General features: G+C 64.6%; 31 protein-coding genes. 16 read left to right on the top strand and 15 right to left on the bottom strand.

The genetic code is table 11. The annotated features are described in order from the left end of the window. The first annotated feature begins 89 nt into the window (after positions 1–89). The gene (mbfA, locus tag C7I87_RS33715) at positions 90–1,073 is read left to right on the top strand and encodes an iron exporter MbfA (protein ID WP_149908252.1); all 984 of its coding nucleotides are present in this window, start codon (positions 90–92) and stop codon (positions 1,071–1,073) included. 229 nt (positions 1,074–1,302) lie between these two features. Here mbfA and C7I87_RS33720 read toward each other — a convergent pair whose 3' ends face one another. From C7I87_RS33720 to C7I87_RS33730, 3 genes are all read right to left on the bottom strand, one after another. Continuing rightward, positions 1,303–1,647: an antibiotic biosynthesis monooxygenase family protein gene (locus C7I87_RS33720; RefSeq protein ID WP_149908253.1), complete on the bottom strand. Its 345-nt coding sequence runs from the start codon at positions 1,645–1,647 to the stop codon at positions 1,303–1,305. Further along, positions 1,644–1,976: an NIPSNAP family protein gene (locus C7I87_RS33725; protein WP_149908254.1), complete on the bottom strand. Its 333-nt coding sequence runs from the start codon at positions 1,974–1,976 to the stop codon at positions 1,644–1,646. Before C7I87_RS33725 ends, C7I87_RS33720 begins: the two co-directional genes overlap by 4 nt. Positions 1,977–2,070: 94 nt before the next feature. Beyond that, positions 2,071–2,286, bottom strand: coding sequence for a DUF1127 domain-containing protein (locus tag C7I87_RS33730; RefSeq protein ID WP_149908255.1), 216 nt, complete (start codon positions 2,284–2,286; stop codon positions 2,071–2,073). Positions 2,287–2,354: 68 nt separating this feature from the next. On the opposite strand from C7I87_RS33730, the gene C7I87_RS33735 reads away from it, so the two are divergent. Next, on the top strand, positions 2,355–3,029 hold the full coding sequence (locus C7I87_RS33735) for an ArsR/SmtB family transcription factor (protein ID WP_149908256.1): 675 nt from the start codon (positions 2,355–2,357) through the stop codon (positions 3,027–3,029). A 6-nt stretch (positions 3,030–3,035) separates the two neighbouring features. Here C7I87_RS33735 and ligD read toward each other — a convergent pair whose 3' ends face one another. The 3 genes from ligD to C7I87_RS33750 all read right to left on the bottom strand — a co-directional run bounded on the left by ligD (position 3,036) and on the right by C7I87_RS33750 (position 7,051). Next, complete coding sequence (ligD, locus tag C7I87_RS33740; RefSeq protein ID WP_149908257.1) at positions 3,036–5,552, bottom strand: DNA ligase D; 2,517 nt, start codon at positions 5,550–5,552, stop codon at positions 3,036–3,038. Positions 5,553–5,561: 9 nt separating this feature from the next. Next, positions 5,562–6,434 (bottom strand): non-homologous end joining protein Ku, encoded by an 873-nt coding sequence (locus tag C7I87_RS33745; RefSeq protein WP_149908258.1) that lies wholly within the window; start codon positions 6,432–6,434, stop codon positions 5,562–5,564. 110 nt (positions 6,435–6,544) lie between these two features. Further along, positions 6,545–7,051, bottom strand: a complete 507-nt coding sequence (locus C7I87_RS33750; protein ID WP_149908259.1) for a YciE/YciF ferroxidase family protein — start codon at positions 7,049–7,051, stop codon at positions 6,545–6,547. Between C7I87_RS33750 and C7I87_RS35515 the strand changes: the two genes are divergently transcribed. From C7I87_RS35515 to C7I87_RS33775, 7 genes are all read left to right on the top strand, one after another. Beyond that, positions 7,001–7,348 carry a hypothetical protein gene (locus C7I87_RS35515; RefSeq protein ID WP_188394112.1) on the top strand — a complete coding sequence of 116 codons (348 nt, stop codon included), beginning with the start codon at positions 7,001–7,003 and terminating at the stop codon, positions 7,346–7,348. The genes C7I87_RS33750 and C7I87_RS35515 overlap by 51 nt on opposite strands. A gap of 100 nt (positions 7,349–7,448) precedes the next feature. Next, positions 7,449–7,589, top strand: coding sequence for a hypothetical protein (locus tag C7I87_RS33755; RefSeq protein WP_013892047.1), 141 nt, complete (start codon positions 7,449–7,451; stop codon positions 7,587–7,589). 2 nt (positions 7,590–7,591) lie between these two features. After that, positions 7,592–7,717 (top strand): hypothetical protein, encoded by a 126-nt coding sequence (locus tag C7I87_RS36575; protein WP_281409082.1) that lies wholly within the window; start codon positions 7,592–7,594, stop codon positions 7,715–7,717. A 52-nt stretch (positions 7,718–7,769) separates the two neighbouring features. Continuing rightward, a complete protein-coding gene (locus C7I87_RS33760) occupies positions 7,770–8,207 on the top strand; it encodes a thiol-disulfide oxidoreductase DCC family protein (protein ID WP_149908260.1) in 438 nt (145 codons plus the stop codon). Between the two features lie 74 nt (positions 8,208–8,281). Next, positions 8,282–9,373: a saccharopine dehydrogenase family protein gene (locus C7I87_RS33765; RefSeq protein WP_149908261.1), complete on the top strand. Its 1,092-nt coding sequence runs from the start codon at positions 8,282–8,284 to the stop codon at positions 9,371–9,373. A gap of 194 nt (positions 9,374–9,567) precedes the next feature. Beyond that, complete coding sequence (locus C7I87_RS33770) at positions 9,568–9,936, top strand: YciI family protein (protein WP_149908262.1); 369 nt, start codon at positions 9,568–9,570, stop codon at positions 9,934–9,936. Between the two features lie 7 nt (positions 9,937–9,943). Continuing rightward, positions 9,944–11,188 (top strand): RNA polymerase sigma factor, encoded by a 1,245-nt coding sequence (locus C7I87_RS33775; protein WP_149908263.1) that lies wholly within the window; start codon positions 9,944–9,946, stop codon positions 11,186–11,188. Positions 11,189–11,224: 36 nt separating this feature from the next. Here the strand turns inward: C7I87_RS33775 and C7I87_RS33780 are convergent, their stop codons facing one another. The 6 genes from C7I87_RS33780 to hrcA form a co-directional block, all read right to left on the bottom strand. Continuing rightward, on the bottom strand, positions 11,225–11,851 hold the full coding sequence (locus tag C7I87_RS33780; protein WP_149908264.1) for a glutathione S-transferase family protein: 627 nt from the start codon (positions 11,849–11,851) through the stop codon (positions 11,225–11,227). Between the two features lie 171 nt (positions 11,852–12,022). After that, positions 12,023–13,003, bottom strand: coding sequence for a cysteine synthase A (cysK, locus tag C7I87_RS33785; protein WP_149908265.1), 981 nt, complete (start codon positions 13,001–13,003; stop codon positions 12,023–12,025). A 178-nt stretch (positions 13,004–13,181) separates the two neighbouring features. Further along, entirely contained in the window at positions 13,182–13,799 is a 618-nt protein-coding gene (locus tag C7I87_RS33790) for a LysE family translocator (RefSeq protein WP_149908266.1), read from the bottom strand. A 112-nt stretch (positions 13,800–13,911) separates the two neighbouring features. Beyond that, positions 13,912–15,258, bottom strand: coding sequence for a PQQ-dependent sugar dehydrogenase (locus C7I87_RS33795; protein WP_188394110.1), 1,347 nt, complete (start codon positions 15,256–15,258; stop codon positions 13,912–13,914). Positions 15,259–15,341: 83 nt separating this feature from the next. Next, positions 15,342–15,539: a hypothetical protein gene (locus C7I87_RS33800; protein WP_149908267.1), complete on the bottom strand. Its 198-nt coding sequence runs from the start codon at positions 15,537–15,539 to the stop codon at positions 15,342–15,344. Between the two features lie 26 nt (positions 15,540–15,565). Then, on the bottom strand, positions 15,566–16,648 hold the full coding sequence (hrcA, locus tag C7I87_RS33805) for a heat-inducible transcriptional repressor HrcA (RefSeq protein ID WP_149908268.1): 1,083 nt from the start codon (positions 16,646–16,648) through the stop codon (positions 15,566–15,568). Positions 16,649–16,804: 156 nt separating this feature from the next. Here hrcA and rph point away from each other — a divergent pair, with 156 nt between their 5' ends. The 5 genes from rph (at position 16,805) to C7I87_RS33830 (ending at position 20,265) form a co-directional block, all read left to right on the top strand. Further along, a complete protein-coding gene (gene rph / locus C7I87_RS33810; protein ID WP_149908269.1) occupies positions 16,805–17,521 on the top strand; it encodes a ribonuclease PH in 717 nt (238 codons plus the stop codon). A gap of 183 nt (positions 17,522–17,704) precedes the next feature. Continuing rightward, positions 17,705–18,115, top strand: a complete 411-nt coding sequence (locus C7I87_RS33815) for a VOC family protein (protein WP_149908270.1) — start codon at positions 17,705–17,707, stop codon at positions 18,113–18,115. Next, a complete protein-coding gene (gene rdgB / locus C7I87_RS33820; RefSeq protein ID WP_149908271.1) occupies positions 18,115–18,762 on the top strand; it encodes an RdgB/HAM1 family non-canonical purine NTP pyrophosphatase in 648 nt (215 codons plus the stop codon). The genes C7I87_RS33815 and rdgB overlap by 1 nt, the downstream gene beginning before the upstream one ends. A gap of 17 nt (positions 18,763–18,779) precedes the next feature. After that, positions 18,780–19,937 (top strand): radical SAM family heme chaperone HemW, encoded by a 1,158-nt coding sequence (gene hemW / locus C7I87_RS33825; protein WP_149908291.1) that lies wholly within the window; start codon positions 18,780–18,782, stop codon positions 19,935–19,937. Between the two features lie 4 nt (positions 19,938–19,941). After that, positions 19,942–20,265, top strand: coding sequence for a low molecular weight protein tyrosine phosphatase family protein (locus tag C7I87_RS33830; RefSeq protein ID WP_149908272.1), 324 nt, complete (start codon positions 19,942–19,944; stop codon positions 20,263–20,265). 61 nt (positions 20,266–20,326) lie between these two features. Here the strand turns inward: C7I87_RS33830 and C7I87_RS33835 are convergent, their stop codons facing one another. Beyond that, complete coding sequence (locus C7I87_RS33835; protein ID WP_149908273.1) at positions 20,327–20,515, bottom strand: hypothetical protein; 189 nt, start codon at positions 20,513–20,515, stop codon at positions 20,327–20,329. Between the two features lie 7 nt (positions 20,516–20,522). Continuing rightward, positions 20,523–20,702 (bottom strand): hypothetical protein, encoded by a 180-nt coding sequence (locus tag C7I87_RS33840; RefSeq protein ID WP_149908274.1) that lies wholly within the window; start codon positions 20,700–20,702, stop codon positions 20,523–20,525. 168 nt (positions 20,703–20,870) lie between these two features. On the opposite strand from C7I87_RS33840, the gene rsmI reads away from it, so the two are divergent. Next, positions 20,871–21,782, top strand: a complete 912-nt coding sequence (gene rsmI, locus C7I87_RS33845; RefSeq protein ID WP_149908275.1) for a 16S rRNA (cytidine(1402)-2'-O)-methyltransferase — start codon at positions 20,871–20,873, stop codon at positions 21,780–21,782. Continuing rightward, positions 21,775–22,152 carry a YraN family protein gene (locus tag C7I87_RS33850; RefSeq protein ID WP_015314716.1) on the top strand — a complete coding sequence of 126 codons (378 nt, stop codon included), beginning with the start codon at positions 21,775–21,777 and terminating at the stop codon, positions 22,150–22,152. The genes rsmI and C7I87_RS33850 overlap by 8 nt, the downstream gene beginning before the upstream one ends. 375 nt (positions 22,153–22,527) lie before the next feature. Here the strand turns inward: C7I87_RS33850 and C7I87_RS33855 are convergent, their stop codons facing one another. Then, the gene (locus C7I87_RS33855) at positions 22,528–23,334 is read right to left on the bottom strand and encodes an undecaprenyl-diphosphate phosphatase (RefSeq protein ID WP_149908277.1); all 807 of its coding nucleotides are present in this window, start codon (positions 23,332–23,334) and stop codon (positions 22,528–22,530) included. Positions 23,335–23,532: the final 198 nt, after the last annotated feature.

Below are 23,532 nucleotides of genomic sequence, written 5' to 3' on the forward strand. Positions count from 1 at the left end.
ACAATTGTTGACCCGCCGCCCCAAGCGCGATTGACCACGGACGCCGTAAACCCTAGTTTAGAACAATTCTAAACTAGGGTGATTTCCTCATGCTTTCCCGTGTTTTCGGCTTCGGCCGCCGCCCCTTCGAATCGCTCTCCGAACAGGAGATCCTGGCGCTGGCCATTTCATCGGAGGAAGATGACGGGCGCATCTACCGGGCCTATGCGGACGGACTGGCCGAGACTTTCCCGCAATCGGCCAAACTGTTCGAGGCAATGGCCGAGGAGGAAGACGGCCATCGCGACTCGCTGATCGAGCTCTTCCGCAAGCGTTTCGGCGAGCGCATTCCGTTGATCCGCCGTGAACATGTGAAGGGCTATTATGAGCGCAAGCCCGACTGGCTGGTGCGGCCGCTCGGCATCGAGGCCGTGCGCCGCCAGGCCGAGGCTATGGAGCGGCAGGCCTATCTGTTCTATGTCGAGGCGGCCAAGCGCACCACCGACGCCTCGACCCGCAAACTCCTCGGCGACCTGGCCGCGGTCGAACAGGGCCATGAAAGCTCGGCGCATGCGCTGGAGCAGGAACATGTTCCGGGCGAGGTCAGGGTCGAGGAGGCGACCGCCGAGCAGCGCCAGTTCATCCTCACCTATGTGCAGCCGGGCCTGGCCGGGCTGATGGACGGATCGGTGTCGACGCTGGCGCCGATCTTCGCCGCCGCCTTTGCCACGCATGACACCTGGCAGACGCTTCTGGTCGGGCTTGCCGCCTCGATCGGCGCCGGCATCTCGATGGGCTTCACCGAGGTCGCTTCCGATGACGGCAAGCTGTCCGGGCGCGGATCTCCGATCAAGCGCGGCCTGACCGTCGGCGTCATGACGACGCTCGGCGGCCTCGGCCACGCGTTGCCTTATCTCATTCCGCATTTCTGGACGGCGACCGCCGTTGCCGCCGTGGTCGTGTTCTTCGAATTGTGGGCCATCGCCTTCGTCCAGAACCGCTACATGCAAACCCCGTTCCTGCGCGCCGCCTTCCAGGTGGTGCTGGGCGGCGCCCTGGTGTTCGCGGCGGGCGTGCTGATCGGTAATGCGTGAGCGCTGTACTTGCCTTCCTTCCCCCCTTGTGGGGGAAGGTGGATCGGCGTGATAGCGCCGAGACGGATGAGGGGTGTTCCAGCGAAGTGAGACGCTTATGACGTTCTCGCCGCGCGTCCGTGCTGAACGAATGTACGGGCCAAGCTGGAGCACCCCTCATCCGACCTCGCTTCGCGAGGCCACCTTCTCCCACAAGGGGAGAAGGGAAGGTGGGCGTTGGTGCCACCACTCACCCATTCACCGCCCGGCTGTCCGCCGGCGCCTCGTCCCTCTCCGTCAGTCCGTAATCCCGCACCACATGGGCGATCCGTAGTCTATAGCCGGCAAAGATACCGCCGCGCCCTGCCTTTTGCGCCTGCCGATGCTCTTCCGTATTGCGCCAGGCCTTGACCGCCTCCTCGTCGCGCCAGAACGACAGCGACAGCACCCGGTTCGGGTCGGCTAGGCTTTGGAAGCGCTCGATGGAGATGAACCCGTCGATGCCGTCGAGCAGCGGACGCAGATCGGCGGCGATGTTCAGGTAGGCCTCGCGCCGGCCCTGTGCGGGCTGCACCTCGAAGATGACGGCGATCATACCTTCACCAGCGGCGCATGCGGGCCGGAAGCCAGTTTCAGGAACATGCGGTCCTCCCTGAGGATGAAGCGTTCGCGCTTGGCGAACTCATAGTTTGCCTTGCCGGCGGGGTCGGCGGCAAGCCGGGCGCGATAGGCTTCGTAGGCGGCCAGGCTTTCGATGTTGTAGGCGGCACAGGCCGTCGTGGCCGAGCCCTCGTGCGGCGCGAAATAGCCGATCAGATCGCCGCCGCAGCGCGGAATGGCCTGGCCCCAGTTGCGGGCATACTCCTCGAAGGCGGCCTTGCCGAACGGGTCGATCTCATAGCGGATGAAGCAGGTGATGGTCATCTCGGTCTCTCCTTGAGGGGGTGTTTTCGCGTCAATGGTTCGAGCGGCGTCGAAACGTCTTATGGGTGGATGTGTTAGGCAATTCCCTCGGCGGTCATGCTTGCCAGAAGGACTTCGCGCATTCGCGGCGCACGTCCTGCCGTGTCAGGCCGAGGTCGCGCAGCAGGTGGTCGTCGATCTCGCAGAGGTCGCGGCGCTGCAGGTGGCGGTCATACCAGCGGGTTAGCAGCCGCGAACGCACCCAGGTGACGAACGGGAACGATTGACGGCCGGAGAGGGGGGCCGAGGCGGAAGCGGTTCGTGCGGTCATCGTCGTCTCCTTGATCTGGTCGGAGAATAGTGGTTATCTGACAGGGATGCTTCGATGAGGATCAAACCATGCGTGAAGGACCCGACATTGCCCGCATCGCCAGCCTGGTCGGCGACCCGGCCCGCGCCAACATGCTGAACGCCCTGATGGGCGGCACGGCATTGACCGCGAGCGAACTGGCGCTGGAGGCCGGCGTGTCGCTGCCGACCGCGTCCTCGCATCTGTCCAAGCTGATGGAGGGCGGGTTGCTGACCTTGGCCAGCCAGGGCCGGCATCGTTATTACGGGCTGGCCGGCCCGCAAGTGGCCGGCATGATCGAAGCCATCACCGGCGTGGCCGAGGCCGTTGGCCCCAGGCGCGTGCGGCCGGGCCCGCGCGACGGGGCCATGCGCGTCGCGCGTGTCTGCTACGATCACCTTGCCGGCGAGCAGGCCGTTGCGATGCTCGACCGCTTGGTCGACAAGAACATATTGGTCCGCGACGACAAGGAGATCAGGCTCGGGCCGTCCGCTGCATCGCACTTCGCGGCGATAGGCATCGATGTCTACACCAAGCCGCGGCGGCCGGTGTGCCGCGCCTGCCTCGACTGGAGCGTGCGGCGCTCGCACCTCGCCGGCACGCTGGGCGCCGCCATCCTCGACAAGATCCTTGCCGAGAAATGGGCGCGCCGCGAGAAGGACAGCCGCGCGGTGGTGTTTTCGCCGCCGGGCAAGCAGGCGTTCGAGAGGGTGTTTTTGGCCTGAGCTGGCTCAGCCCCGCTTCAGGGCCTTGCCCCTCTTGAAAAAATCCGTCCACGGGTCGGCTTCCGAAAGCCGTTTCAGCGTCGTCTTGTCGCCGATCGGGAAGGCGTTCGGCGCCAGGCCGGCCTCGATCTCGGCCCAGGTCACCGGCATCGACACCGTCGCGCCTTTCTTGGCCCGCGACGAGTAGGGTGCGACCGTCGTCGAACCCCTGCCATTGCGCAGATAGTCGACGAAGATTTTTCCCGTGCGTGCCTTCTTCGACAGTGTCGCCGTGTAGCGGTCCGGTGCGCCTTGCTCCAGCGCCCTGGCGAAATCATGGGCGAAGGCTTTCACCTCGTCCCATTCCGCCGAGGGTTTCAGCGGCACAAGCACGTGATAGCCCTTGCCGCCTGATGTCTTGACGAAATTGGGCAGCGACAGCTCGTCGAGCTTGCCTCTGATGTCGAGCGCGGCCTCGCGCACCGCCTTCACGTCGACGCCCTCGTCAGGGTCCAGGTCGAAGATGATCTGGTCCGGCTGTTCAAGCTTGTCGATCGTGCAGCCCCAGATATGGATCTCGACCACGCCGTACTGGACGAGCGCCGCGACCCCGTCGAAATCCCGGATGAACAGGATTTCCTCGCCGTCCGTCGGATCCTTCATCCGGGCGATCTTGTCGCTCATGCCGGCCGAGGCGTGTTTCTGGAAGAAGCGCTGCCCGCCGACGCCGTCCGGTGCGCGCACCAGGCTGAGCGGCCGGTTGACGACGAACTGTTCCATGCGCGGCCATACCAGCGCGTAGTGGTCGAGCAAGCCCTGCTTCGATATCTGCTCGTCGGGCCACAGCAGCTTGTCGGGATGGGAGAGCTTTACGGAGGTCGTCATCCCAGGCCTATCGGCGCTGCTTGCCGCCGGCCTGGCCTTGGCCGGGCTCTTGCTTGTCGCTGCCTTGCCTGTCGCCGCCTTGGGCTTTTCCTGCACGACTTCCTCCGCCGGCTTGTCCTCGCGCAGCCCCTGGAACGAGGCATGGCGTATTATACGGTCCGACGTCCAGCTGCGAAACTCCACTTCGCCGACCAATTCCGGCTTGACCCAGACCAGGCCCTTGCCCTTCGGCACGGCGGCATCGAAGGGCGAGGCGTCCGCCTTCAGCCCATCGAGCTTCTTTTTCAGGTCGTTGGCGCCCTTGGTGGAGAAGCCGGTGCCGACCCGGCCGGCATAATGCAGGCTGCCGTTTTCGAAATAGCCGACCAGCAGCGAGCGCAGGCCGCGTCCGGTCTTGTCCGACGGCAGATAGCCGCCGATGACGAATTCCTGCCGTGCCGTGCATTTCGATTTGACCCATGCCGGACCGCGCCCGCTCCGGTAGGGCGCATCGGCCCGTTTTGAGACGACGCCTTCCAGCCCCATGCGGCAGGCATGTTCCAGCATGATCTTGCCAGGTTCGGCAAAATGGTCGGAGAAGCGCACCGCTGCGGTGTCGGACGGCTCGCCGAGCAGGTCCTCCAAGGCCTGCTTGCGCTCCACCAACGGTTCGCGGCGCAAATCCTTGCCATCGAGCCGCATCAGGTCGAACACGTAGTAGATGAAGCGGTTCGTCCGCTTCGCCGACAGATCCTGCTGAAGCAGCGCGAAGGACGACACGCCGCTGTCGGCCAGCACGACGATCTCGCCGTCGATGATGGCATCGCTGCATTTCAACCCGGCGAGTTCGGCCGCGATCTCGCCGCCGAATTTTTCGGTCCAGTCGAGGCCGGTGCGGGTCAGGAGCCGCACCTCGGTGCCGGCGATCTGCGCTTGCATGCGATAGCCGTCGAACTTCACCTCATGCAGCCAGTCCTTGCCGGGCGGCGCGTCCCGCTCCAGCGTGGCAAGCTGTGGTTCGATGAAGTCGAGTTTCCTGGTCCCCGCCTTGGCCTTGCCGGCAGCCGGCTTGTTGGAGTGCCAGACTTTGGGTTTCTCGCCCTTGGCCGCCTTACCCTCGCCGATCTCCTCGATCGTCAGGCCTGATTTCACCGACTTCGGCTCGTCCTTCAGAATGTCCTCGCCGGGGCGTGCGGCGGCATCGTCGGACTTGATCAGCAGCCAGTTGTCGCGCTTTTCGCCGGGGCGCGGCCGCAGCCGCACCAGATGCCACTTGCCATGCAGCTTGGTGCCCTCGAGCTCGAAATTGATATGGCCCTTCTTCATCCCCTGGGCCGCATCGCCCTCCGGCGTCCAGCTGCCCTCGTCCCAGACGAGGACCGAGCCGCCGCCATATTCGCCCTTGGGGATGGTGCCTTCGAAGCCGGCATAGTCGATGGGATGATCCTCGACATGCACGGCCAGCCGCTTTTCGTGCGGGTCGAGGCTAGGGCCGCGCGTCACCGCCCAGCTCCACAACACGCCGTCATGCTCGAGGCGAAAATCGTAGTGCAGCCTTGTGGCGGCGTGTTTCTGGATGACGAAGATGCCGCCGTCCTTCTTGCCGCGCGTGACCTTGCCGGCCGGCTCGGCGGTCTTCTTGAAGTCACGCTTCGAATGATACTGTTCGAGGCTGGCCATCTCGTATCCTCAGGCCGATTTGCGTTTTGGCGCGGCGCTCTTCGCCTTGGCGCGTTTGGCCGCCGGCCTGGCTTTCGAGGAGGAGGACGGTTTCGACGAGCCGGAGTCCGACGACAGGCTTTTCTTCAGCGCGTCGAACAGGTTGACGACATTGGAGGGTTTTGGGGCGGCCTTGGCCTTCGGCGCCTTGTGCCCCGCCTTCTTGGCGCGGATCAGTTCGAGCAGGGCATCCTCATATTTATCCTCGAATTTCGAGGGATCGAACTTCGCCTTCTTCTTGTCGATGATGAGTTCGGCCAGATCGGTCATCTCCTGATCGGTCTTCACCGCCTTGATGTCGCCGAAGACGCTCCCCGGCTGGCGCACCGTGTTGTCGTAGCGCAGCGTCGTCAGCACCATGCCCTTACCGAGCGGCTCGATCACGACAGGCCGTTCGCGCTGGTAGAGCACGATGCGCGCAAGCCCTGCCATCTTCTTGCCCGCCATGGCGTCGCGGATGACGGCGAAGGCCTCTTCCGAAACCTTGTCGGCAGGCGTGACATAGTAGGGCGTGTCGAGATAGATCTGCTCTATCGAGGCTTTGTCGACGAAGCCGTCGAGGCTCATCGTGTGCGAGGATTCGATCTGCACCGCCTCGATCTCCTCCTCCTCGATATGGACGAAATCGCCCTTGTCGATCTCGTAGCCCTTGATCTCGTCGCCGTCCTCGATCGGCTTGCCGGTCTCGGCGTCGACGTAAATCCGCTTCACCGTATTCCCGGTCTTGCGGTTGAGGATCCGGAACGAGACCTTCTCGGCATGGGTGACGACATTGGTCAGTTCGATGGCGCAGGTCACCAGCGAGAGCTTCAGATAGCCTTTCCAGGCCGGGCGCGGCGCCATGATGATTTCCCTTGAGCAAGACCAACTGGAACGGACGATCACCCCGATGGGTTCCAACCCCGTCCGGCCGGGGCTGGCGCGTTTGCGGCCGCCGGCCCCGGCTTCAGCCCCTATTCGGCGGCTTGCAGGTTGATCTTGCTTTCCGCGATTTCGGTCAGCTTGCGATCCGTCGCCTGCTCTTCCCTAAGGTTCTTGGCCAGCACATTGGCGCAGTCGCTGCGGCCGAGCTGCTTGGCCCAGGCGATCAGGGTGCCGTAGCGGGTCATCTCATAGTGCTCGACGGCCTGCGCGGAGGCGATCAGCGCGGCGTCGAGAACGTCCTTGTCGTCGACATCGCCACTGACGTCGTCCGCCTCCTCGAGAATGCCGTCGATAGCCGGGCAGTTCACCTGCTTGGCCTTCACGCCATGCAGCTCGAACACTTCCTCGACGCGTTCGATATGGCCTTTGGTCTGCTCGAGGTGTTTTTCGAAGCCGGCCTTCAATTGCGGATCAGTTGCCTTGTCGATCATCTTCGGCAGCGCTTTCTCGATCTGCTTCTCGGCATAATAGATATCGCGCAGCGTGTGCACGAAGAGATCGTCCAACGTTTTGATGTCCTTCGAAAAGAAGCCCATGATTTCAGCCTTTCCATTGCTCTTGCTTGTGTCGAGAGTTGCGGCCTGCCAGCGGCAATGCCCAGAGCCGGCAATGCCGGCACCAGGGCAACGTCCGTTGCGCGGGCCGGTTCCGGGCGCTCGGGGCCGCCCGGCAAGGAAATTCCCAGGGCGGCACGAAAGTTGAAACTCAAGCGCGCCAAGGCGACATTCAAACGAAACATATGTGATGCAAAAGTCACACCGACCGAAATCACGACAAAGAGCACCGAAACACCCCGAATCAGCCGCATTCCGGCCACGAAGACGGGTTTTTGACCAGAAATTAACATCACGTTCACCGAGTATTCACGCCTCGATGCTATCATTCTCGCAATTCGGAAGGGACATCCGAAAATCGGGACAGGGACCAGGTAAAATGAACTTCCTCACGCACCTCATCGGCTATGCCGCCGCCATCCGCGAATTCGTCGCGCCGACCTATCGGCCGGAGCGCTATTATATGCGCGGCCCGGGTCCGGCCTGCGCCCGTCGCGGCACGTCGCTGGGCGCGCACTGACCATGACCTTCGAAAGCCGCCACAACAGCCGCATCTGCAGGCCGGGCGCCGAGACCCGCGCCACGGCCTATCGCGCCGAGCGCCCGGTCCTCGCCGACCGGCGGCGTGCGACATCGCCGCGTCTTTGACGTCGCCATCGGCTGGCTTAGTGTCCTCGGGACATAAGCAGCCGAGGCCAGCGTGACCGACCGTCCCAAGCCGCCTTCCCCATCCTTCGATGCAAGCCATCCGCTGATCGTGTTCGACGGCGCCTGCGTGTTCTGCTCGGGCTTCGTGCGCATGGTGGTCCGCCTCGACCGCAAAGCGCGCTTCCGTTTCGCCACCGCGCAATCACCGCTCGGCGAGACATTGTTCCGCAAATACAACCTGCCAACCAATAGCTACGAAACCAATCTCGTCCTTGTCGGCGGCGTCTCCTTCACGCGCCTCGACAGTTTTGTCGCCGTGATGTCGGAACTCGGCTGGCCTTGGCGGGCGGCCAGGGCAGTGTTGCTGTTGCCGCGCCCGCTGCGCGACTGGCTCTACGATCGCATCGCGAGGAATCGTTATGCCCTGTTTGGCAGGAAGGACAGTTGCGAGGTTCCTTCCGCCGAATTGCGGGAGCGGTTGATCGGCTAATGCATGTCGCCCGGAAGCGTCCTCGGTTCCGGGATAACGACATGCATAAAATCTGACTGCCTGGGGGCAAGCGCATGAAGCTTCTCATCGTCGGCGGCTACGGCACCTTCGGCGGCCGCATTGTCCAGCTCGTGGAGAATGAGCCCCGGCTGACCGTCATGGTTGCCGGCCGTTCGCTGGCCAGGGCCGAAGCCTGGTGCGAAAGGCGTGGCTCGGTCGCCGCGCGCTTGGTACCGGCGATGTTTGACCGGGATGGCGATCTCGCCGCGCAGCTGGCGTCGCTGCATCCCGACACGCTAGTCGATGCCAGCGGCCCGTTCCAGACCTATGGCGAGGACTGCTACCGCTTGGTCGAGGCCTGTATCGAACAGGGTGTCAACTATCTCGATCTCGCCGACGGCTCGGATTTCGTTGCCGGTGTGCCGGCCTTCGACGCTGCCGCCAGACGGGCCGGGCTCTTCGTGCTGTCCGGCGTCTCCAGCTTCCCGGTGCTCACCGCTGCGGTGGTGCGCCGGCTCTCGTCCGGCGTGGCACGGGTCGACACGATCACCGGCGGCATCGCGCCGTCGCCCTATGGTTTTCGCGATGACAGCGGGTGCACGGACAGACCGCTCTATGCCGACCTGCTCGGCGATGCCTGGCAAGGCCTCCCCGATGAGATCCGAGCCATGCACAATCGGGCTGGAATGGCGGAGGGTCGGGCTTGCGTCGAGCGTGGGCGAAACATCTTTAGCCGGATAACGGCATGGTTGGTCGGGTTCCCCGGGCCTGCCGCGGACATCCCGGTTCGGGTTCGTTTCGACGCCGACCCGGATGGCGAAACCTGGACGCGGACATTTGGCCCCCACAGTTTCTCCAGCCGCCAGTTCGAAGGCAGGGGTCGTAGCGAGCGCCTGCTGTGCGAACGGTTCGGACCGCTGACCTTCGCCATGGCGCTGGTGGCCGAAGGCGGCAAGCTGAAGCTGATCCTGCGGCGCTGGAGCGTTCTCGGCCTGCGATTGCCGATGTGGCTCTGCCCGCGCTCGACCTCCGTCGAGACCGTCGAGGACGGAAAATTCCGCTTCCACGTCGAGATTTCGCACCCGCTCACCGGCCTGATCGTGCGCTATCGCGGCTGGCTGGAGCCTGTGGCCTCGCACCGCTCGAGCGAGATCGTGCCGCCGTAGACAGCGGAAGGGAAATGCCAACCCGCAAATTCCGCGCGTAGACGAATGGTTGAGAGGTCGCCAAACACATGCCCGCTTGCACAAGGCGCGGCCGGAGACGAAAGTTTTTTCCGCGACCTGTCGAAATCGGCCGCCGCCGCGCGACATACGTTCGGCCCGCAACGAAGCGGCCTTCCAAACCACGGGAGAAGACCATGCGATACATGCTTTTGATCAACAACGACGAAGCCGTGCTGGCGAACACGCCGCCCGAGAAGGCTCAGCAGATGAGCGCGGCCTATGGCGCCTACACCGAAGCGTTGAAGAAGTCCGGCGCGTGGCTGGCCGGCGAAAGGCTGCGTCCGACCCAGGCGACCACCTCGGTGCGGATCGCCGACGGCAAGACCAATGTGATCGACGGGCCCTATGCGGACACCAAGGAGCAGCTTGCCGGCTTCTACATGATCGAGGCGGCCGATATCGATACCGCCATCGACTGGGCGGCCCGCTGTCCGGCGGCCAGCACCGGCACGGTCGAGTTGCGGCCGATCTGGGAAATGGCCGACTATATGCCCAAGACGTGACGGCGTGATGGACAGTCGCCCGGAGATCGCCCGGGCGGCCGCCGAGGCCGCCGCCCGGCAGAGCTATGGCAAGCTGGTCGCCTGGCTCGCCGCGCGCACGCGCGACGTGGCCGCCGCGGAGGATGCGCTGGCCGACGCCTTTGCGGCGGCGCTCGAACGCTGGCCGCGCACCGGTGTGCCTGAAAAGCCGGAAGCCTGGTTGCTCGCCGTGGCCAGGCGGCGGCGTGTCGATGCGGTGCGGCGGCGGCTGACCAGCGAAGCCGGCCGCGATCATCTCAAGCTGATTGCCGAGGAGGCGGAGGCGCGCATGACCGACGAGGACCTGCCCGACGAACGGTTGCGGCTGATGTTCGCCTGCGCCCATCCGGCGATCGAACCCGGCGTGCGGGCGCCGCTGATCCTGCAGACCGTCCTGGGCTTCGATGCCGCGACGATCGCTTCCGCCTTCCTGCTCTCGCCGGCCACGATGGGCCAGCGGCTGGTGCGCGCCAAGAGCCGCATCCGCGAGACCGGCATTCCGTTCCGCGTGCCCGAGCGAGGCGAACTCGGTGAAAGGCTGGACGCGGTGCTGGAGGCGATCTACGCCGCTTTCGCGGAGGGCTGGTCCGACCCGGCCGGCACCGAGACGCGGCGTCGCAACCTCGCCACCGAAGGTATCTGGCTCGGCCGGCTGGTGGCCTCGCTGCTGCCGGACGAGCCGGAGGCGCTGGGCCTGCTGTCGCTTATGTTGTTCGCCGAGGCGCGCCGCGCGGCGCGTCGCGATGCGGCCGGCGATTATGTGCCGCTCGCCGAGCAGGACCATGCACTTTGGGATCACGCCCTGGTCGACGAGGCCGAAGCATGTCTTCGCGGTGCCGCCACGAAGGGCGTCATCGGCCGCTACCAGCTGGAGGCGGCCGTGCAGTCCGTCCATGTGGCGCGGCGGCTGACCGGCCGCACCGACTGGATGGCGATCCGCGAGCTCTACGATGCGCTGTTTTCGATCGCGGGATCGCCGGTGGTGGCGATCAACCGCGCGGTGGCGATCGCCGAGACCGAGGGCGCGGTGGCGGGGTTGGCCGCCCTTTACGTGCTGGGCGACGACAAGCGGCTCGACGACTACCAGCCCTACTGGGCCGCGCGTGCCGGCCTGCTGGCCAGGCTCGGTCAGGGGCCGTGGGCGGTCGAAGCCTATGACCGGGCGATCGGCCTCGAGCGCGACCCGGCGGTGCGCCGCTTCCTGCAGGCAAGACGCACCGCGCTCATTCAGTGAGGTCCCGGGTACGGGCAGCGGGCCGGATCACCTCGTTCAGGCCGGCCACATCTCGTGCGACGTGTTGAGCGTCTTCAAAAGCGGATGATCGCGCAACCGCGCCCACAGGCGCTCGATATCGGGCCAGGCCGCCCGCGCTCTGTCGATGTCGGGATGCCAGGCCACCAGCATGACGAGATAGATGTCGGCCAGCGACATCTTATCGCCGACGAGCCAGTCGCGGCCACGCAAGGCTGCGTCGACGACGGCAAAACCACGGTCCATCTCGGCGACCGCCGCCTGTTTCACCGCCTTCGTACCCTCGGTATCCGCCGTGTAGCGATGGGCATAGTAGAACCGCAGCACGGCCGGATAGAGCACCGAGGACATGAACGCCATCCAGCGCAGGAATTCGGCGCGGGCGGGTTCATCGGCCGCCGGTGCCAGGCCGGCCTGCGGGTGGCGTTCGGCGAGCAGGATGCAGATCGCCGCCGATTCGGTCATCGAGCGTCCGTCCGGCAAGGTCAGCACCGGCACCTGGTTCAACGGGCTGATGGCGAGGAAGGCCGGATCGGGCGCCTCGCTCTTCGGCACGTCGATCTGTTCGAAAGGCGCATCGATCAGCGCCAGCGCCGCCTCGACGACGAAGCCGCCGCTGCCGGGACGCGTGTAGAGCTTGTACATGAAATCCTCCCCCGGCCCGTCTTCTCGCGGACCGGGAGTGATATGAACCGGAAGCAGGGGTCCGCTCAAGCGGCACGGCGGCGGCCACCGGGAGTTTTTCTGCGGGCCAGGCTCACGGCGCAGGACAACTAACGCTGGCCCGCCGACGCATGTTATTCCTGGGGTATCGACCTAAGCTCCCAGCCCCTCGAACAGGATCGTCGACAGATAGCGTTCGGCGAAATCAGGAATGACCACGACCAGGGTCTTGCCCTTGTTCTCCGGCCGCGAGCCGACGACGATTGCCGCCTGCAGGGCCGCGCCGGAAGAAATGCCGACCGGTACGCCTTCGAGGCGGGCAATGAGGCGCGCATTGGCGACCGAATCCTCGTTCGAGACCTTGACGATTTCGTCATAGACCGTGGTGTCGAGGATTTTTGGCGCGAAGCCGGCGCCGATGCCCTGGATCTTGTGCGGGCCGGGCTGGCCGCCCGACAGCACCGGCGAAGCTTCCGGCTCGACGGCGACGAAATGAAGCGAAGGCTTGCGCTTCTTCAGCACCTGGCCGACACCGGTGATGGTGCCGCCGGTGCCGATGCCGGCGACGAAGATGTCGATCTCGCCCTGGGTGTCGTTCCAGATTTCCTCGGCTGTCGTCTTGCGGTGGATTTCCGGATTGGCGGGATTTTCGAATTGCTGCGGGATGACGGCGTTGGGGATCGTCGCGGCCAGCTCGTCGGCCTTGGCGATGGCGCCTTTCATGCCTTTCGGCCCTTCGGTCAGCACCAGCTCGGCGCCGAGCAGCGCCAGCATCTTGCGGCGCTCGACCGACATCGTCTCCGGCATGGTCAGGATCAGCTTGTAGCCCTTGGCGGCGGCAGCGAAGGCAAGCGCGATGCCGGTGTTGCCGGATGTCGGCTCGATCAGCGTCGTCTTGCCGGGGGTAATCTTGCCGGATGCCTCCAGCGCCTCGATCATCGCCACGCCGATACGGTCCTTGACCGAGGCGATCGGATTAAAGAATTCGAGTTTGGCGACCAGATTGGCGACGACGCCCTTCTCCTTGGCGAACTTGTCGAGCCGTACCAGAGGCGTATCGCCGATCGTGTCGGTGATGGAATTGTAGATCCGGCCGCGGCCGGGCACGCGGGCTGAAGTGACGGGCTTGTTCATTGGTTTCGCTCCCTGGAATTTCAGGCAATTGGCTGTAGCCGACAGAATAGGGCTTTCAGCCGCGCAAGATAGGCTGCGGTTCGAAAATATCCGAGTGGGTCGTGTGCTGAAAACGCTTGGTCCTCGGAAAAGCATTCCTCGAAGCAGCTGGATCAAGGAATGGTTTGGCCGAAAGGACCTACTGACGAGCAGCGATCGCCGCCGCGGCGCCAACCATGAAGGCGCCGGCGGTGCGGTTCAGCACCTTGAGCGCGCGCGGCGACTTCAGGAACCAGCGCGCCTTGGCCGCCAGCGCCAGATAAGGCACCAGCACGACGAACAGGACGACCACCGTCAGCGCGACGAGAATGCCGTAATCGGCAAGCGTGATCGTCTTCAGGTCGACGATGGTCGGCGTGATGGCGAGGTAGAAGATCATCGTCTTTGGATTGCCGAGCGTCACGGTCAACCCGGCGACGAAGCTCGACAGCAATCCGTCCTTGCCCTTCCTGGCTTCGATGGTTTCGGGTGTGATACCGGCGGTCCAGAAGCGCCAGCCGAGGAAAGCGAGATAGGCGACGCCGGCCCATTTGATCGCCAGGAAAACCATGCCGAACTCCTGTGCGACGAAGGCCAGGCCCAGCACCACGGCGGTCAGATAGGTGAGATCGCCAAGCATCAGGCCGAAGGACATGGCGAGCGACGAGCGGAAGCCGGAGCCCAGCGCACGGGCGACTAGGGCGGTGATGCCGGGGCCGGGAATGGCGGCGGCGATACCGAGCGCGGCACTGTAGGCGAGGAATCCGGTGAGGGTCATGGCGTTGGCGTCCAAGGGGCAGTCGCGCCCTTGTCGCATGAGGCAGGCTCCGGGAGAACGCCCTGAGCGCGGGATTCGCTTGCACCAGACAGCAATGGCCCGCAAGGACGGATCAGGACCGGCCGCCACTATAAGTCACGCGCCAGATCGTGCCGTTGCCGTCTTCGGTGACGATCAACGCCCCGTCCCTGGCCACCGCCACGCCCACCGGCCGGCCCCAGACCTCGCCATTGGAGACGACGAAGCCGGTCATGAAATCCTCGTATTCGCCTGTCGGCTTGCCATCCTTGAACAGAAGGCGGACGATCTTGTAGCCGGTCCTGTTGCCGCGGTTCCACGAGCCGTGCAGGGCAACGAAGGCATCGCCTTGATACTCGGCCGGAAAGCTTTTGCCGTCGTAGAAAGCGATGTTGAGCGGCGCCGAATGCGCCTGCACCAGGACGTCGGGAGTCGTCGCCTTGCCGGCAAGGTCGGGCCGCTCGCCCTTGTGGCGCGGGTCCTCATTGTTGCCGATGTAATACCAGGGCCAGCCATAGAAGGCGCCTTCCCTGACCGATGTCGCGTATTCGGCCGGCACATTGTCGCCGAGCGCATCGCGCTCGTTGACCACGCACCACAGCGCTCCTGTTGCCGGCTGGACGGCCATGCCCGAACAATTGCGCAGCCCGGTGGCGACGATGCGGCCGTTCTTGCCGTCGGGGTCGAAGGCCCGCACATCGGCCCGGCCCGCCTCGGAACCCCAACTGGCACCGAGCGGGTTCGATTTGACCCACGCATCGAGCCCGCCTCTGGGTCTTTTGCCCATATCCTCGGCAATATTCGAGCCGGAGCCGACGGAGAGGTAGAGTGTCTTGCCGTCGGGCGAGAAGGCGATGTCGCGCGTCCAGTGGTGATTCGCCGGAATGTTGTCGACAATGGTTTCCGGTTCGCCCGAGGCCTTCAGGTCGCCATTGCGATAGGCAAAGCGCACGATGCTGTCGCTGTTGGCGACATACACCCATTGCGGGTCATTGCCGGGGGGATAGAAGGCGATGCCATACGGCTGGTGGAGGCCGCCGGCAAAGATGCCTTTCTTGGCCGGCTTGGCGCTGCCTTCGTTCAGCCGATAGACGCGGACCTGGTTGGCCTCGCTGTCGGCGACGAACAGGTCGCCGTTCGGCGCGACGCGCACCACACGCGGATTGTCGATACCGGACGCAACGAGTTCCGCCGAAAAGCCCGGCGGCAATTGTGGCTTGGCGTCTTGCGGCCTGTCCGTGAGGCCGGCGCTGTTCGATGCCGACTTGGTGACATAGGGCCTCGGCAGGTCTTCCGGCTTGATCAGCCGGCGCACACCGGGCTTGTCCGCGCGCCAGTCGCCGAAGGCCGCCGGGCCTTTGAGCACGGGCTGATCGGCCTGCTGGGCGAGAGCCGCGGTCGTGAGGAACAGTGCGGACATCGTCAGTCCGGCCAATCGCATCACTTCCTCCAGTCGGTCGTGAAGGAAATTAACGATCGGTTTGTCAGTGGGTTCCGTCACGCACGGTAAGCAAACTTCTGGAATCAGGTTCCGGCAGCGTAAAAATCGTCGTTCAGGCGTTTTTCCAGAGCAACGAGATCTGCCGGCAACGGCAGGCCCATAGCGCGCATTTCCTGCAGTTTTTCGCGCAGCTGTTCCTGAATTTCGTGCTGGTCCTCAGGCTGGTTGACCATCTCTTCGAGAAGCAGGCTGATCTGGGCCTTGAATGATTCCAGCGCCATTCTTTTTCTCCTTGCTGCCCGGAGGCCTACCTCAACATACGCGATATCAGCTGCGCCGTATAATCCACCATCGGCACGATGCGGGCGTAATTGAGCCGCGTCGGTCCGATGACACCTAGCGCGCCGACGACGCGGGCATCCTTGTCGCGATAGGGCGCCACCACCAGCGACGAACCCGACAGCGAAAACAGCTTGTTTTCCGAGCCGATGAAGATGCGCACGCCCGATCCCTCCTCAGCAAGGTCAAGCAGCTGGATCAGCCCGTCCTGCGTCTCCATGTCCTCGAACAGGTGCCGCAGCAGTTCGATGTCGGCCTGGGCGGTGACGTTTTCGAGCAGATTGGCACGGCCGCGCACGATGAGCCGTGCCGGCAGGCCGCTTTCGGCGCCCGCCCACACGGCCAGCCCCTTCTCGACGAGGTCCTGCGACAGCGTGTCGAGCGCCGCCCTCGTCTCTTCCTTGATGCGGGCGATCTCGGTCCGCGCCTCGGCCAGCGTGCGGCCGCGAATATGCGCGTTGAGGAAATTCGAGGCTTCGTGCAGTTGCGAGACGGTGATGCCGGTCGGCAGGTCGACGACGCGGTTCTCGACATCGCCATTCTGCGACACCAGCACGGCAAGCGCCTTGGTCGGCTCAAGCTGGATGAACTCGATATGTTTCAGCGCCACCTCGTTCTTGGCTGCCAGCACCAGGCCGGCGCCGCGCGACATGCCCGACAGCATCTGGCTGGCCTCGGTCAGCATGTGCTCAAGCGTCGCGCCCGAGCCGGAGGCCCGCACCTGCGCCTCGATGGTGCGGCGCTCCTCGTCGGAAAGATCGCCGAGCTCCATGAAGGCGTCGACGAAAAAGCGCAGGCCGGCCTGCGTCGGCAGACGCCCGGCCGAGATGTGCGGCGCGTAGATCAGGCCGAGATGCTCGAGGTCGCTCATCACATTGCGGATGGTGGCCGGCGACAGCGAGGAAGGCAGGATGCGCGACAGGCTGCGCGAGCCCACGGGCTCGCCGTCCCTGAGATAGGAATCGACGATGCGCCGGAAGATGTCGCGCGAGCGCATGTCGAGTGATTGAAGTGCAAGCGGCTGCGAAGCGGGATCGACTGCCTTGGTCATTCGGCCAAAAACCTCCGGTTCAAGGATATAGACTTCGGTGGGCCGCGCGCAACCCGGTGTCTGAGTGAGATCAACCCGGTTCCTTTTCCTTTGCGCCGTGCCCTGCATGCGTCTAAAAGCCGGCCACGATTCAAAAATGACAAGAAAGCAGGCCGAATGCGCCCCTCCAAACGCCAATTCGATGAAATGCGCGCCATCTCCTTCGAGCGCGGCGTCTCCAAACACGCTGAAGGCTCGTGCCTGGTGAAGTTCGGCGACACGCATGTCCTGTGCACCGCCAGCCTCGAGGAAAAGGTGCCGGGCTGGATGCGCAATTCCGGCAAGGGCTGGGTGACGGCCGAATACGGCATGCTGCCGCGCTCGACCGGCGAGCGCATGCGCCGCGAGGCTTCCGCCGGCAAGCAGGGCGGCCGCACGTTGGAGATCCAGCGCCTGATCGGCCGTTCGCTGCGTGCCGTGGTCGACCTGCAGGCGCTGGGCGAACAGCAGATCACCGTCGACTGCGACGTCATCCAGGCCGATGGCGGCACCCGTACCGCTTCGATCACCGGCGGCTGGGTGGCGCTGCATGATTGCCTGCGCTGGATGGAGACGCGGCAGATGGCCAGTGTTTCGAAAGTGCTGAAGGACCATGTCGCCGCGATTTCCTGCGGCATCCATGACGGCCAGCCGGTCATCGACCTCGACTATATCGAGGATTCCTCGGCCGGCACCGACGCCAATTTCGTCATGACCGGCAAGGGCGGCATCGTCGAGATCCAGGGCACCGCCGAGGGCGAGCCCTTCTCCGAGGACCAGTTTGGGGAATTAATGGGCCTCGCCAAGAAGGGCATCCAGAGGTTGGTGAGTTTGCAGCAGATGGCGGTGGCGTAATCTCGAAATGTCGAGCTTGAGCGCCCCTCTCTGTCCTGCCGGACATCTCCCCCACATGGGGGGAGATTGGCAGCTTCGGCGCTCCGCTCAATCCTGCAACGCAAATGATTGGCGAAAGTCGCGATGGCCGCTGATCTCCCCCCTCGTGGGGGAGATGCCCGGCAGGGCAGAGGGGGGCGCCTTGTGATACCCTCCGCAATCCTGGAATCTGCTCTCTACGCCACCGATCTCAATGCCGCCGAAGCCTTCTATACCGACGTCCTCGGCCTCAAACCCCTCGGCAAGGTCGAAGGCCGCCACCTCTTCTTCCGCTGCGGCACGGGCGTCCTGCTCGTCTTCAATGCCGAGGCGACCAAGATTCCCCCGGCGGCCGACGCAAGGCTGAAAGTGCCGCCGCACGGCACCGTCGGCGAAGGTCATCTCTGCTTTGCGGCGACCGCCGACGAGCTCGACGGCTGGAAAACCCATCTCCAGGCGAAGAAAATCGCCATCGAAAGCGAATTCGAATGGCCGCAAGGTGGCCGTTCGATCTATATACGCGACCCCTCGGGCAATTCGATCGAATTCGCCGAGCCGAGAATCTGGGGCCTTTGATGCATTCACTCGATGGCAAGAAGATCGTCGTTGCCAGCCACAATGAAGGCAAGCTGCGCGAATTCGCCGACCTGATGGGACCGTTCGGCTTCGAGGCGAAATCGGCCAAGGAGTATGACCTGCCCGAACCGGACGAAACCGGCACCACCTTCGAGGAAAACGCCTACATCAAGGCCTTTGCCGCCGCGAGGGCGACCGGCCTGCCGGCGCTGTCGGACGATTCTGGCCTCTGCGTCGATGCGCTCGATGGTGCGCCCGGCGTCTACACCGCGAACTGGGCCGAGACGCCGGACGGATCGCGCGATTTCGCCATGGCCATGCAGCGTACCGAAGTGGCGATGCAGGAAGTCGGCGCGGCCACGCCCGAACGGCGCACGGGCCGCTTCGTCGCCGTCATTTGCCTCGCCTTTCCCGACGGCGAGGCCGAATATTATCGCGGCGAGGCCGAGGGCACGCTGGTCTGGCCGCCGCGCGGCGAGCTCGGCTTCGGCTATGATCCGGTGTTCCTGCCCAATGGCTTCGACAAGACCTTCGGCGAGATGAGCGCGGAGGAAAAGCACGGCTGGAAACCCGGCCAGGCGACGGCGCTCTCGCACCGCGCCCGCGCCTTCCAGAAATTCGCCCAAGCTCGGCTTGGTTCAGCGTGATCGGGCCCGGCACCACCATGGCGCTCGACCGCAGTCCCGGCTTCGGCGTCTACGTGCATTGGCCGTTCTGCGCGGCCAAGTGCCCTTATTGCGACTTCAACAGCCATGTCCGCCACCAGCCGGTCGACCAGGAGCGCTTCGCCGCCGCTTTCGAGGCCGAGTTGGCGACGATGCGCCAGCGCACCGGGCCGCGCGAAGTGACCAGCATCTTCCTCGGCGGCGGCACGCCGTCGCTGATGAAGCCGGAAACCGTGGCCAGGGTTCTGGACGCGGTGGCCAGGAACTGGACGGTGCCTGATGGCATCGAAGTGACGCTCGAGGCCAACCCCTCCTCGGTCGAGGCGGAGCGTTTCCGTGGCTACCGGGCGGCCGGCGTCAACCGCGTCTCGCTTGGTGTGCAGGCGCTGAACGACAAGGATCTGCGGTTCCTCGGCCGGCTACACAATGTCGAGGCAGCCTTGCACGCAATCGGCCTCGCGCGCGAAATCTTTCCGCGCCTGTCCTTCGACCTGATCTATGCGCGCCCCGGGCAGACGCCACAGGATTGGCAGGCGGAACTCGAACAGGCGATCGGCCATGCCGCCGACCATCTGTCGCTCTATCAGCTGACCATCGAGGAAGGCACGCCCTTCCACGCGCTGCACGCGGCGAAGAAATTCGTCATTCCCGACAACGACCACGCCGCCGATCTTTACGCGTTGACGCAGGAAATCACGTCGGCGCACGGCCTGCCGGCCTACGAGATTTCCAACCACGCCAGGCCGGGCGCCGAGAGCCGGCACAATCTGACCTATTGGCGCTACGGCGAATATGTCGGCGTCGGCCCCGGCGCGCATGGCCGCTTCGTCGAGAACGGCCATCGCGTGGTGACCATCGCCGAACGGATGCCGGAAACCTGGGCCAATCTGGTCGAGGCCAAGGGCCATGGCATCACGGGCGGCGAGATCCTGACGCGCTCGGAAGAGGCGGACGAGTTTCTTTTGATGGGCCTGCGGCTGGCCGAAGGCATCGACCTTTCGCGCTACGAGGCGTTTTCGGGCCGCGGCCTGTCCACGGCGCGGCTGTCGGTACTGCAGGGCGAAGGGCTGGTGGCGCCGATTGGCAATGCGCGGCTGCGCGCCACCCCGGCCGGCATGATCGTGCTCGACGCCGTGGTGGCGGACCTGGCGCGCTGAACCCTTGAAAAACCTACTCTTCGTCTGCAGCCAGAACCGCTTGCGCAGCCCGACCGCCGAGCAGGTGTTTTCCACGCGGCGCGACATCGAAGTCGCCTCGGCCGGCACCAATCATGATGCCGATACACCGCTGACGGACGAACTCGTCGCCTGGGCCGATATCATCTTTGTCATGGAGAAAACCCACCGCACCAAGCTGCAGAAGAAATTCAAGGCCAGCCTGAAGGCGGCCAAGGTGATCTGCCTCGATATTCCCGATGATTATGAATTCATGGACCCGGAGTTGATAGCGCTTCTGAAGGCGCGCGTTTCACGGTATCTGGACTGAGCGCCTGGCCCGCCGAACACCACTCCGCCGTTGGGCGGCCGCCTCGCCAGTCTGAGCCAGGTCAAGCGTCGTGTTTGTGGCGGTGCTTTCCGCGATCTTTCTCGGCGTGCGCCTCGCCGTTTCGGACTGGCTTGGCGTCGTCCTTGTCGCGGCGGCCACGGTGCTGGTCCCCTATCGGAGATAGCGGCACGCCGTGGCGCGCGTTTTTCGTTTCAAGACGGGTGATGAAGATATCGAAGCGATTTGGCATCGTCCGGTCAGTGCTCCGTCGTGCTGTCGGGTTTATTGTCGGAAAGTTTCACATTGGTGGGCAAGGTGACCGCGGCCGGTTCTCTGGTCGGGCCGCTCTTGGCAGGCAGCCGCTTGTGCCGTGGTGAGGCACGATTGCGGTCGGCATAGTAGGGCTCGAAAGCGTCCTGTATCGTCAGGCTGTCCATCCTGTCCTCCCTAGGGAATCAGGGCCTAAATCTGCCAAACCCGGTTTCGTTCCCTACTGTGGCGAAGGAATGGCGGCTAGCTTACATCGGCGTGAGTTTTGCAAGCCGGCACTGGCTATGCCAAACAAGATTTGGCAGGCCAAACAGGCCTGAACGGAGACGGCATCGGTGACTGGCGAGACGGGCAAGCGCAGCTATGTGGTCGGGCAGACCGAGATCGCGGCCCGTCCGCTCGATCCGGCGCTCTATCTGGTGGCGACGCCGATCGGCAACCTGGCCGACATCACATTGCGCGCGCTGGAGACGCTGGCCGCCGCCGACATCGTCGCCTGCGAGGACACGCGGGTGTCGCGCGTGCTGCTCGACCGCTACGGCATTCGCCGCCGCACCACGGCCTATCACGAACACAACGCCGGCGAAGCTGGGCCGAAACTGATCGCGGCACTTGCAGCCGGGCAGAGTGTGGCGCTGATTTCGGATGCCGGCACGCCGCTGGTCTCCGATCCCGGCTACCGGCTGGTCGGCGAGGCGCTCGACCAGGGCATTCGCGTCGTGCCGATCCCCGGCCCATCGGCACCGCTTGCCGCGCTCACCGCATCCGGCCTGCCGTCGGACGCCTTCCTGTTCGCCGGCTTTTTGCCGGTGAAATCAGGGCAACGGTTGGCAAGGCTGGAAGCGTTGAAAGCCGTGCCGGCGACGCTGATCTTCTTCGAATCGCCGCGCCGGCTGGCCGAATCGCTCGGCGCCATGGTCGAGGCGCTCGGCGGCGAACGCAAAGCCGCCATCGGCCGGGAATTGACCAAGACTTTCGAGGAAATGCGCACCGGCACGCTACGCGCACTCGCCGAACATTATGCGGCGGCCGACACACCGAAGGGCGAGATCGTCGTCTGCATTGGCCCCACCGAGGCCAAGGCGGACCAGCCTGAAGACATCGACCGGCTGCTTTTGTCGCTCGCAGCCGAAATGCCGGCCTCCAAGGCGGCGGCGGAGGCGGCGAAAATGACCGGCGGCCAGAAGCAGGCGCTCTATCGGCGCTTGCTGGAGCTCAGGAATGCGTCCGGAGAGACCGGTGGCTGAGCGCCCGAGCGCCAGCCGCCAGAAGGCCTATCGGCGCGGTCATCGCGGCGAATGGCTGGCGGCTGCAGCGCTGATGTTGAAGGGCTACCGCATCCTGGCGCGCCGCCATCGCACCCGGTTCGGCGAGATCGACCTGATCGCACGGCGCGGCGATCTGGTGCTGTTCGTCGAGGTCAAGGCGCGCCGCACGCTGATCGAGGCCATGGAAGCGATCGGCCACGAATCGGAGCGCCGTATCGAGGGCGCGGCCGACATCTGGCTGTCGCGGCAGCCGGACTATGGCAGGCTGTCGATGCGTTTCGACATGGTTGCCGTGCTGCCCTGGCGCTGGCCGGTGCATGTCCCGAATGCGTTCTATGGGAGGAGTTGAGGAGGGGGGCATTCCTCGCTTCGTCGTCCACGGGCGGAGCAGGAGCGAAGCGACGTCGCGGCGACCCGAGGATCCATGCCGCGACCTCCAAGCGCTTCTACGGTGCAGAACGTGGGAGACTCTTAACTACAGCATGTCGCGGCGAATAGGATTCGCCCGACCTGCTGTAAGCTTCTGATTTTATGCATGTCGTTGTCCCGGAACCGAGGACACTTCCGGGCGAGATGCATTAGAGATGGCGAACCTGGCGCTGGCTATTCTCGAAGGCCGCGGTCTTTGATCCAAGTCACGGCATGGATCCTCGGGTCTGCGCCGCGTCGCTGCGCTCCTTGCTCCGCCCGTGGGAGACGAGGCGCAGGGGCCGCGGACCGCTCCTCACCCCCAGATCATCAGCGCCACCAGCCCGACGATGCCCACCACCAGCCGCCACCAGCCGAACAGCGAGTAGCCGTTGCGCGAGACGTAATCGAGCAGGAAGCGCACCACGAACAGCGCCGTGACGAAGGCGGCGACGAAGCCGATGGCGATGATCGGCAGGTCGGCCGAGGTCAGCACGTTGCGGTTCTTGAACAGGTCGAAGGCGAAGGCGCCGACCATGGTCGGGATGGCAAGGAAGAAGGAAAATTCCGCCGCCGCCCGCTTGTCGACGCCCAGCAGCAGCGCGCCGACGATGGTCGAGCCCGAGCGCGACGTGCCGGGGATCAGCGACAGGCACTGGAACAGCCCGATCTGCAGGTAAAGCCTGGTCGGAAAGCGCTCGACGTCGCGATAGACGGGCTTGAGGTTCATGCGGTCGACCACCAGCAGCACCACGCCGCCGATGATCAGCATGATGCAGATCAGTCGTGGCGATTCGAACAGCACCGTCTTGATGAAGTCGTGCGCCAGTGCGCCGATGATCGCCGCCGGCAGGAAGGCGATGAGGATGCCGATGACGAAATGCCGCGTCAGCCGGTCATGCGGCAGGTCGAGCAGCATTTGCCACAAGCGGCGGAAATAGACGCTGAGGATCGCCAGGATGGCGCCGAGCTGGATCAGGATCTCGAAGGCCTTGCCGGTCGACTGGAAGCCGAGGAAATGGCCGGCGAGCAGGATATGGCCGGTCGAGGACACCGGGATGAATTCGGTCAACCCCTCCAGCAGACCGAGCAGCAGGGCTTCGACGATGGTCTGGCTTTCCATTTCTACCTCGGCATTGGCGTGACGGCTAACGGAATGGCTTGCTTGTCATGGCGCCGAAGTCCCCCTATAGGTCGCAACACCTCTGACGGCCCGCAACGGGGCGGCCAAGACTTACCGGTGCGTCCGGCGATTCGCCAGTGTGGCAATCCGGAATTCGCCTCACCTGGGACGAGCGCGATGCGCGAATTCCGGATTCTG

Source organism: Mesorhizobium sp. SARCC-RB16n (assembly GCF_008520305.1).
Taxonomy (GTDB): Bacteria; Pseudomonadota; Alphaproteobacteria; order Rhizobiales; family Rhizobiaceae; genus Mesorhizobium.